This is a genomic window from Streptomyces pimonensis (genome assembly GCF_041380215.1).
GTDB classification, from domain to species: Bacteria; Actinomycetota; Actinomycetes; order Streptomycetales; family Streptomycetaceae; genus Streptomyces; species Streptomyces pimonensis.
Map to the genome: position 1 here is coordinate 1 of NZ_JAHWZY010000072.1, position 9,353 is coordinate 9,353.

The 9,353-nt window shown below is 70.8% G+C and carries 10 protein-coding genes and 1 pseudogene; 8 read left to right on the plus strand and 3 right to left on the minus strand.

The genetic code is table 11. The annotated features are described in order from the left end of the window. Window positions 1-54: 54 nt before the first annotated feature. Both KYY02_RS32890 and KYY02_RS32895 read left to right on the plus strand, forming a co-directional pair. Window positions 55-870 (plus strand): SDR family NAD(P)-dependent oxidoreductase, encoded by an 816-nt coding sequence (locus KYY02_RS32890; protein ID WP_371244584.1) that lies wholly within the window; start codon window positions 55-57, stop codon window positions 868-870. Between the two features lie 274 nt (window positions 871-1,144). Continuing rightward, a complete protein-coding gene (locus KYY02_RS32895) occupies window positions 1,145-1,405 on the plus strand; it encodes a DUF2188 domain-containing protein (RefSeq protein WP_371244585.1) in 261 nt (86 codons plus the stop codon). A gap of 364 nt (window positions 1,406-1,769) precedes the next feature. Here the strand turns inward: KYY02_RS32895 and KYY02_RS32900 are convergent, their stop codons facing one another. The 3 genes and pseudogenes from KYY02_RS32900 to KYY02_RS32910 form a co-directional block, all read right to left on the minus strand. Next, a complete protein-coding gene (locus KYY02_RS32900) occupies window positions 1,770-2,528 on the minus strand; it encodes an IS6 family transposase (RefSeq protein WP_371244586.1) in 759 nt (252 codons plus the stop codon). A gap of 37 nt (window positions 2,529-2,565) precedes the next feature. Continuing rightward, window positions 2,566-2,876, minus strand: a pseudogene (locus KYY02_RS32905) (transposase); the annotation flags it as partial. Window positions 2,877-2,923: 47 nt separating this feature from the next. Next, window positions 2,924-3,700: a glycosyltransferase family protein gene (locus KYY02_RS32910; RefSeq protein WP_371244587.1), complete on the minus strand. Its 777-nt coding sequence runs from the start codon at window positions 3,698-3,700 to the stop codon at window positions 2,924-2,926. 243 nt (window positions 3,701-3,943) lie between these two features. On the opposite strand from KYY02_RS32910, the gene KYY02_RS32915 reads away from it, so the two are divergent. The 6 genes from KYY02_RS32915 to KYY02_RS32940 all read left to right on the plus strand — a co-directional run. After that, on the plus strand, window positions 3,944-4,507 hold the full coding sequence (locus KYY02_RS32915) for a PadR family transcriptional regulator (protein ID WP_371244588.1): 564 nt from the start codon (window positions 3,944-3,946) through the stop codon (window positions 4,505-4,507). Between the two features lie 115 nt (window positions 4,508-4,622). Continuing rightward, entirely contained in the window at window positions 4,623-5,534 is a 912-nt protein-coding gene (locus tag KYY02_RS32920) for a hypothetical protein (RefSeq protein ID WP_371244589.1), read from the plus strand. Window positions 5,535-5,650: 116 nt separating this feature from the next. Then, window positions 5,651-5,986: an antibiotic biosynthesis monooxygenase family protein gene (locus tag KYY02_RS32925; protein ID WP_371244590.1), complete on the plus strand. Its 336-nt coding sequence runs from the start codon at window positions 5,651-5,653 to the stop codon at window positions 5,984-5,986. Then, complete coding sequence (locus KYY02_RS32930) at window positions 5,983-7,239, plus strand: beta-ketoacyl-[acyl-carrier-protein] synthase family protein (protein ID WP_371244591.1); 1,257 nt, start codon at window positions 5,983-5,985, stop codon at window positions 7,237-7,239. Before KYY02_RS32925 ends, KYY02_RS32930 begins: the two co-directional genes overlap by 4 nt. Then, the gene (locus tag KYY02_RS32935) at window positions 7,236-8,480 is read left to right on the plus strand and encodes a ketosynthase chain-length factor (RefSeq protein ID WP_371244592.1); all 1,245 of its coding nucleotides are present in this window, start codon (window positions 7,236-7,238) and stop codon (window positions 8,478-8,480) included. Before KYY02_RS32930 ends, KYY02_RS32935 begins: the two co-directional genes overlap by 4 nt. Beyond that, a partial coding sequence (locus KYY02_RS32940; protein WP_371244593.1) for a ketoacyl-ACP synthase III family protein occupies window positions 8,477-9,353 on the plus strand: 877 nt, incomplete at its 3' end. The genes KYY02_RS32935 and KYY02_RS32940, both read left to right, overlap by 4 nt.

Genomic DNA, 9,353 nt, shown 5'->3' on the forward strand with positions numbered 1-9,353 from the left:
CACACATACCGCCCAGGTGAAAGGAGCCCGCGGAAACGGGAAGGGATAGCCGACATGTCACAGAAACCGTCGCTGGATGTGTCGCCGAACCTCTCCACCGCTCACTCGATCCCTGAAGGCCGGGCACGCCAGAGGACAGCGGTGGTGACCGGTGCCTCGTCGGGCATCGGCGCGGCCGTGGCGCGCGGGCTGGCTCAGGACGGCTGGCGGCTGGTGCTGAACGGCCGCGACACCACGCGCCTGAACGGTGTCGCGGCGGACACCCTGGCCGCGGCGTTCCCGGCGGATCTCACAGCGGAGGGAGCCGACCGCCAGCTGGCCGGCTTCGCCCTCGACCAGGTCGGCCGGGTAGACGTACTGGTAGCCGGTGCCGGAATCGGCTGGGCCGGCCAGTTCAGCGAAATGCCGGAATCCGCCATCGACGAGATCATCCACGTCGATCTGCTCTCCACGGTGCGGCTGGTACGGCACTTGGTGCCGCACATGGTGGGAGCCGGTTCCGGACGAGTGGTGCTCATCGGGTCCGTGGCAGGTGTCCTCGGGGTTCGGGGCGAGGCCGTGTACTCCGCCGCCAAGGCAGCACTCGCCGTATTCGCCGACGCCCTGCGATACGAACTGCACAGCACCGGCGTAGGGGTCACCCTGGTCATCCCGGGCGTCGTGGAGACACCCTTCTTCCAACGCCGGGGCACGCCCTACACACGCAGGAGGCCAAAGGCGGTGCCGCCCGAACGCGTGGCCGACGCCGTGCGGCACGCTATCCGACGGGGCAAGCACGAGGTGTACGTGCCGGGCTGGCTGTGCCTGCCCGCCCGGTTGCACGGAATGGCCCCGGCCCTATACCGGCGCCTTGCCGCCCGGTTCGGCTGAGACTTCGGCCCTCAAGATGGGCAACATCACTCCCAACGACACCGGACTGCGGTCGGCGGCGCCTCGTTCCGCCACCTGGACAGGGTGGCGGCCGCCGCCGCCCGGCACAGCACCTGGACGGCGCGTGAAATACCAACGCCGGGTCACCTGCTCGAACGCCTGGGGTCGCGGGTCGACGGTCGGCGTCGTAAACAGAATGTAGGCCAGGGCAGCGCGCGCTGTGCCAGGAGCTCCCAACCGCGGCAGCGGCCGCACCACGTGTGATGGAGAAACGATGGCAGAGCGCAAGCCGAAGCGGACCGTCTATCACGTCACTCCCGATAAGGAGGAGACGGCGGCGCGGCAGTGGCAGGTTCAGCACAAGGAAGGCCGCCGTGCGGTGCGCGAGCCGCACCGCACTCAGCAGGAGGCCATCATCGCGGCCCGCCAGCAGGCCAAGCAGCACAAGCCGGCGCAGGTCGTCGTCCACGGCACAGACGGGCGGATCCGTACCGAGTACACCTACGGCGACGACCCCCGCAACATCCCCGGCTGACAACGCTGAGTTCGTTCGCCGACACGAGACTGCAAGGTGCCCGGTCAGCTGTGGTTGGAGCGAGTAGCGATCAGGGTCAGTCGGTGCGAAGGCCGTACGGCCAGTTGGCCGGGGTCCGCGATCACGTCAGCGGTTCTACTGATTGGGTTCGGCGGCCCTGATGTCGGCGGGGCCAGCCGACGGGCAGGCGGACTCTCACGCTCGCGAGCGCGGAGATCCGTTTCCCATGGCGGATGTGAAGCTCGGACGTGCTATCCGGCTCTCGCTGGCCGAATTGGCCGGTGGGGGGCGTTGTCACGTTGTTGGGTGTGTGACCGGCTGATGGCGCGTCGGGGCGTGGTGTGCTTGTGGTCCGGGCCTGTGTTCAGGCGGCGGCAGGTCGGCTGGCCACGCCGGTGATCTGGTCCCAGATTGCGAAGCGGACGGTCATCTCGGCTCGGTAGTCGGTGGCGGTCATCAGGTGGCGGTGTGGCCTGAAGTGGGGTGAGATGCCGCTGAACGCGGCTAGGAACTGCTGGGCTCCTCCGACGGAGCGGAAGCCTTTCATCGCACGTTCTCGTTGCCGGGTGGGCTGGTGGCTGTTCTCGGCCCGGTTGTTCAGGCCCTTGTGGGCACGGTGTTCCACGCAGGGCATGACCTCGCGGTGGGCCGCCCGGTAGGAGCGGAGCTTGTCGGTGACGACCACCCGTGGCACCGTACGGGTCTTCTTCAGCAGCCGGCGGAAGAACCGCCTGGCCGCAGCGGTGTCCCGCCGGTTCTGGACCAGGATGTCCAGGACGGTGCCGTCGGAGCCCACGGCCCGCCACAGGTACTTCCGCTCACCGTTGATCTTGAGGAAGACCTCGTCCAGGTGCCACTTGTCCCCGGGTCGGGGCCGCCTCCGGCGCAGGCCATTGGCGTAGCCCTGCCCGAACTTCGCACACCAGCGCCGGACCGTCTCGTGGGAGACGGCAACACCGCGCTCGAGCATCAGCTCCTCGACCTCACGGAAACTGAGCGGGAAGCGGAAGTACAGCCACACGCAGTAGGAGATGACCTCGGCCGGGTACCGGTGCCCCTTGTACGACGGCGGCGCGGACGACACGAGCGAACCCCTCCCCAGCACGACCAGCCACAAGATCATCCCACGCCGGCCAGCCAACGTGACAGCGCCTGTGTGTGGCCGGTCGAGCTCGGCCGCGAAGAAACTTGCCGCGGCCTTGAGGATCTCGTTGGCCCGCTTGAGTTCGGCGTTTTCCTTCTTCAACGCCTTGAGCTGGGCGGACTCCTCCGTCGTCGTCCCTGGACGCGCCCCCGCGTCGATCTCGTGCTGCTTCACCCAGTTTCGGAGCGTCTCGCGGGAGCCGATGCCGAGCTTGTCGGCCACCGTCTGCAGAGCGGCCGTCTCGTTCGGGTGATCGTCGCGCACCTCAGCGACCATGCGCACCGCACGGCGGCGGAGCTCAAGCGGGTAACGGGAAGGTCGTGCCATGACTCGATCCTTTCATGAAATCGAGTCTCTATTCGAGCCGGGGCGGTTCACACCCGGCGGCCCCGCTTCGGCGGCTCCTGGAGCCACTGCGGCACCGTGGACTGGCCGTTGTACGGCACGTACCGCACCGGGACGTAGTGCAGGTCCACCGGGAACCGCATGGACGCCGGCAGCGGGCAGACGGTGAAGTCGCCCGTCACCGCGGCCTCCTCGAAGGAGGCGCCGTGCCGCTCCAGGTTCCAGGTGAGCCACTCACGCAGCGGGTCGTCCCGCAGCTCTGGCGGGCGTGCCGCCAGCTGGTCCAGGAAGGTCTCGCGCATCCGGCCCGCCAGATCGAGGCCGAAGAGCAGCCGGCCGTGCGCCGTCCCGGTGGCCATGGCGGCGATAGCGCCGGCGAAGGTCATGGTGTCCCACAGGACCAGGTCGGGCTTCCAGGAGCGGCAGTGCTCCACTAGCTCGTCGACCATCTGGTCGGAGCAGCAGTTCTGGAAGACGACCGAGGTCATGGCCGTGAACACACCGAGCGTGTAGTCCCAGGTCAACCGCTCCGGGCGGACCTCGCTCATGTCGAGACCGACCTGCGCCTGGCTCTCCAGCTGGTCGACGTCCTGGCCGATGTTCTCCTGGGTCTCCTGCATCTGCTCGTCGAGATGCAGTTCCTCCCCGACACCGACGGCGGTCAGCCCGGTGCGGATGATCTCGTCGGCGAGATCGGGATGACTGGCGATCCTGACGTCATGGCCCGCTGCCTTGAGGGCCCAGGCGAGTGTCACCTGGGCATGCATGTGCGACTTGGCGGCGAAGGTGGTGAAGAGTACCCGCATCCCAACCCCTGTTCCGGCGAGCGACCGTATGCGATGGGCCTCCATCCTCGGGGCGTGACCTCGTAGGGAAGTCGAGAGTCGTTGCAGCGGCACTCGACACGGGGCGCTGCGCGCGTTCCGTCTCTCCCGGGCCCGCGGAGAACAGCAGGTCATGTACTACCGTGGGACCATTCGGCGAGGCCCGGTCGATGCGCGGAGCACCGGTTGCAGTCCGTGCCATGAGGGAGATTTAGCAGGGAGACGATGTCCGCCACGAGATTGCTCGTCCTAGGAGTCGTGCGGATGCACGGCCGGGCGCACGGCTACCTGGTCCGCTCCGAGCTGCTGTCCTGGGGGGCCGACGAATGGGCGCACATCAAGTTCGGCTCGATCTACCACGCGCTCAGGCAGCTGGCCAAGGACGGGCTGCTGAAGTCGACCGACATCCCCGACTGGCCGGGCCGGGTCGACTACGAGATCGCGCCCCCGGGCGAGGAGGAGTTCTTCCGGCTGCTGCGTGACGCGCTGCGCCAGGGGAACAACCGGCCGGACATGCTGGGAGCGGCACTGGTGCTGCTGCCCGCGCTCAGCCGCGAGGAGGCGATCGGCCTGCTGCGCGAGCGCATCGTGTCGCTCTCGGCCGAGCAGGGGGAGCTGATCGCCAAGGTCGACGAGACGGCGGGGGAGCGGCCGCAGCGGGCCCACGTCCGTGAGCTCCTCGGCCTCTGGGAACACAGCGCCGCAAGCCAGGCCGCCTGGACCGAGGCACTGATCGAGCGCCTGGAGGCGGGGGCCTACGTCATGGCGGGGGAGGAGAAGAGCGCCTGACAAGGCGCCCTTCAGGCCGTTGCCCGGGGTTCGGTGGATGACGGCACACGTCCCGTGATACTCAAGTTTGCGTACCCATCACGCCCGTCCCGAGAGGACGTCCGCTGTGCCGATCATGCTGACCTCGGAAGACGTGGACGACGCCTTCGACGACGAGGCCTTCATGGAGGAGCGGTTCTCCGACGTCCAGCGACTGCTCCTCGGCAACGGTCCGGCGCTGGGACCCGAAACCCTGGTCCTGCTGCCCGCCACGCGCTGCCGGCTGACCGTGGGACCCCACGCGCCCGGGCCCTTCGGCCGCTGTTTCGCCGTCCGTCTCGACCAGGGTGCCGACCAGTCCGCGCCGCGTGTGGAACTGCTGCTCGCCGATGACGGATCCCTCCTCGGCCTTGTCGACGCCGGTGCCCTGGACGGATGGCGCAGCGCCATCCCGTCTGGGCTCGCCGCGCGGTACCTCGCCCCGCCGGTGCCCTCCCTGCTCGCTCTCCTCGGCACCGGCGAACCGTCCTGGTCCTGCCTTCTCGTGCTGCACCGCGCGCTGCCGTCGCTCTCGGAGGTGCACGTCGTCGGCCGGGAGCCGCGCCGGACCCGTGACTTCGCCGACGCGGCCGCCCTGCGCACCGGCCTGCGGGTGCGCGTCTGCGACGACGCCCGTACCGCCGCCGGCGGCGCCGACGTCGTCGCCGCCACCGGTGGCGATCCACCCGTCCGGGCCGAATGGCTCGCGGCCGGGGCGCTCCTGATCGACCAGGCCGCCACGGCCGCGCCCGCAGCCCCTGGACCTCACGTCCGGCACATCAGCCTCGCTGCCCCCTGCGGCCGCTCCGCGGACCCCCGGCAGGAGCCCCTGCTGCTCGCCGAGATCGTCGCGGGCCGGGCCCTGCCCCGGCGTAACGGCTCCGACATCGTCCACTACCAGGGCGGTGAGCTGGCCGGCTGGAGCGCCATCGCCGCCGCCGCCGGACTCGGCCACGCATGGCAGCGGGACGTCGGCATCCCCGTGCGGCTGGGGCGCACCGGCCCCTGACCCGGGGAGCGGTATCCAGCCGTCTTCTAGGCCGTCGCGAGGCACGCCATAGAGGGTTTCAGTCTGACCTCGGCGTACGCGTCGCCGGACGCCCGGACGATGAGGAGCACCGACCCATGTTAGCTGAGCAGCCCGGCCCCGCCTCCGACGGCCCGGCCACCTTCGTCAACAGCTTCACCCTCCGCACTACCCCGGAGGAGTTCGAGGACGTCTTCGCCCGCACGGCACGCTTCATGGAGCGCCAGCCCGGCTTCCTCGGCTACAGCCTCGTACGCCACCTAGAACAGCCGCAGGCCTACGTCAACATCGCCCGCTGGACCGACGTCGCCTCCCTCCGCGCCGCCGTCGGCCAGGCCGACTTCCGGCCGCCCGCCGAGGCGCTGCGGGCGATCAGCACCAGCAGCTCGAACCTCTACCTCGAGCGGCACAGCGCCACCGGGGAGGCACGATGACCCGGCGGGTCGCGATCACCGGCATCGGAGTGGTGGCCCCCGGCGGCATCGGTACTAAGCAGTTCTGGCAGACGATCACCGGCGGCCGCACCGCGACCCGGGTCATCAGCCTCTTCGACTCGGCACACTTCCGCTCCCGGATTGCGGCCGAGTGCGACTTCGACGCCGCGGAGCAGGGCCTGAGTCCCGAGGACGCCGGACGGCTCGACCGGGCGGCGCAGTTCGCTCTGGTCGCGCTGCGCGAGGCCGTCGCCGACAGTGGCCTGGAGCCCGACCCCGACACCGCCCACCGCACCGGCATCAGCCTCGGCAGCGCGGTCGGCTGTACCCAGAAGCTCGAAGAGGAGTACGTGGCCCTGAGCGGCGGCGGGCAGGAGTGGCTGGTCGACCACACTGCCGCCGGCGCGCAGCTGTACGACCATTTCGTGCCGAGCTCCATGGCCGCCGAACTCGCCTGGGAGGTCGGCGCCGAGGGCCCCTGCACCGTTGTCTCGGCCGGCTGCACCTCAGGTCTCGACTCGGTCGGGCACGCGGCGGCCCTCATCCGCGAGGGCACCGCCGACGTGATGATCGCCGGGGCCACCGACGCCCCCATCTCCCCGATCACCGTGGCCTGCTTCGACGCCATCCGGGCCACCTCGCCCCGCAACGACGACCCGGCGACCGCGCTGCGCCCTTTCGACCGCACCCGCAACGGCTTCGTCCTCGGCGAGGGCGCCGCCGTCCTGGTGCTCGAGGAGCTCATGGCGGCCCGGCGCCGGGGCGCCCATGTGTACGCCGAAATCGCCGGCTACGCCTCCCGGGGCAACGCGTACCACATGACCGGGCTGCGGACCGACGGGCGCGAGCTGGCCGCCGCCCTCGACGAGGCCAGGCTCGGGCCCGACGCGCTCGGCTACGTCAACGCCCACGGCACCGCCACCAAGCAGAACGACGTGCACGAGACCGCGGCCCTCAAACGCAGCCTCGGAGCCCACGCCCACCGGGTCCCGGTCAGCTCCATCAAGTCGATGATCGGGCACTCACTGGGCGCCATCGGCTCCATCGAGATCGCGGCCACGGCACTGGCCCTCGAACACGGCGTCATCCCGCCCACCGCCAACCTGACCGAGCCCGACCCCGAACTCGACCTGGACTACGTCCCCCTGCACGCCAGGGAACAGCACATGTCGTCCGCCCTCACCCTGGGCAGCGGCTTCGGCGGTTTCCAGAGCGCCATGGTGCTGCGCCGGCCCGAGGGGTGGGCCGCATGACCCCCGTAGTGGTCACGGGCATCGGTGTCGTCGCCCCCACGGGAATCGGACTCGACGCCTACTGGGCGGCGACGCTGCGCGGCGAGGACGGCATCCGACGCCTCCAGGCGTTCGACCCCAGCCGCTATCCGACGCGCCGGGCAGGTGAGGTGACCGGGTTCGAGGCGGGGGACCACCTGCCCAGCCGGCTGATCCCGCAGACCGACCGCATGACCCAGTTCGCCCTGGCCGCGGCCGACTGGGCCGTCGTCGACGCCGGCATCGACCTCGACTCCGTGCCGTCACTGGACCGTGGCGTCATCACGGCCGGTGCCTCCGGCGGGTTCGGCTTCGGCCAGCGCGAGCTCCAGCACCTGTGGGGCGAGTCCCCCAAGAAGGTCAGCGCCTACATGTCCTTCGCCTGGTTCTACGCCGTCAACACCGGCCAGATCTCCATCCGGCACGGCATGAACGGGCCGACCGGCGTCTTCGTCGGCGAGCAGGCCGGCGGTCTGGACGTCCTCGCCCACGCCAGACGCCAGATCCGCACCGGTGCGCAGCTGATGATCTCCGGCGGCATGGACTGCTCCCTGTGCCCGTACGGCATGGCCGCCCAACTGGCCGGTGGACGGCTCACCGCCGACACCTACCGGCCCTTCGACGACCGGGCCTCCGGTCATCTGCCCGGAGAGGGTGGCGCTCTGCTGACCCTGGAGAGCGCCGAACGGGCCCGTGCGCGCGGGCGCGGTCACTACGGCGAGATCGCCGGGTTCGGCGCCACCTTCGACCCGCGCCCCGGGTCCGGGCGTCCTCCGGGCCTGCGCCGGGCCGTCGAGCAGGCGCTCGCCGACGCCGGAACCGGGCCGGAGGAGATCGCCGTCGTCTTCGCCGACGGTGCAGGGGTTCCCGAACTCGACGCGGCCGAGGCCACCGCGCTGACCGGGATCTTCGGCGCGGGAGGAGTCCCGGTCACCGTACCCAAGGCGGCCACCGGCCGGCTCTACTCCGGTGCCGGCCCGCTCGACGTGGTCACCGCCCTGATGACCCTGCGCGAGCAGCTCGCCCCGCCGACGGTCAACGTCACCCGCATCCCCGACACATACGGTCTCGACCTCGTCGTCGGCAGGCCCCGGCCTGTCTCCGGCACCGCGGCCCTGGTCCTGGCCCGCGGCCACCACGGCTTCAACAGCGCCATGGTCGTACGGGCCCCCACGCCCACCGACGCGGTCGCGCACCGACCCGTGGAGAGGGCGGCGGCATGAACGGGGGCGAGCTGTACATCAGAGCGACCGGGACGTGGCTGCCCCCCGTGGAACAGGTCGCGGACGCGGTCGCGGAAGGCCGTTGCGACGCCGTCGTCGCCCGCTCCACCCGGATGGAGTCGGTGACGGTCTCCGCGCAGAATCCGGCTCCCGAGATGGCGGCCCGGGCCGCCCGGACCGCATTGGAGCGGGCCGCCGCCGAACCGGGCGACATCGACCTGGTGCTACACGCCAGCTTCTACTACCAGGGCTTCGACCTGTGGGCCCCCGCCTCGTACGTCCAGCGGACCGCCGTCGGCAACCAGTGCCCCGCGATGGAGATCCGGCAGGTCTCCAACGGCGGCATGGCGGCACTCGACCTGGCTTGGGCCTACCTGGCCGCCGACCCGGCCCGGGTGGCGGCCCTGCTGACCACCGGGGACCGGTTCTGCCCACCTGGGTTCGACCGGTGGCGCAGTGACCCGGGAACCGTCTACGGCGACGGGGGCACCGCCCTGGTGGTCTCACGGCACTCCGGTTTCGCCCGGGTCCGCAGCATCGCGACCGTCTCCGCACCCGACCTGGAGGGCATGCACCGCGGCGACGACCCGTTCGGACCGGCCCCGTTCAGCCACCGCGAGGCGGTCGATCTGGAGGCGCACAAGCAGGACTTCCTGGCCCGCCACGGCGTGACCCCGACCGTCGCCCGGGTCGCCACCGCGCAGGAGGCCGTCGTCAAGCAGGCGCTCGCCGACGCTGGGCTCGGCCTCGCGGACATCGACCGGTTCGTCCTGCCACACCTGGGCCACCGCAGGCTTCACGTCGCCTACTTCGCGAAGTTCGGTATCGACCCCGCACGCAGCACCTGGTCCTGGAGCCGGACGATCGGGCACC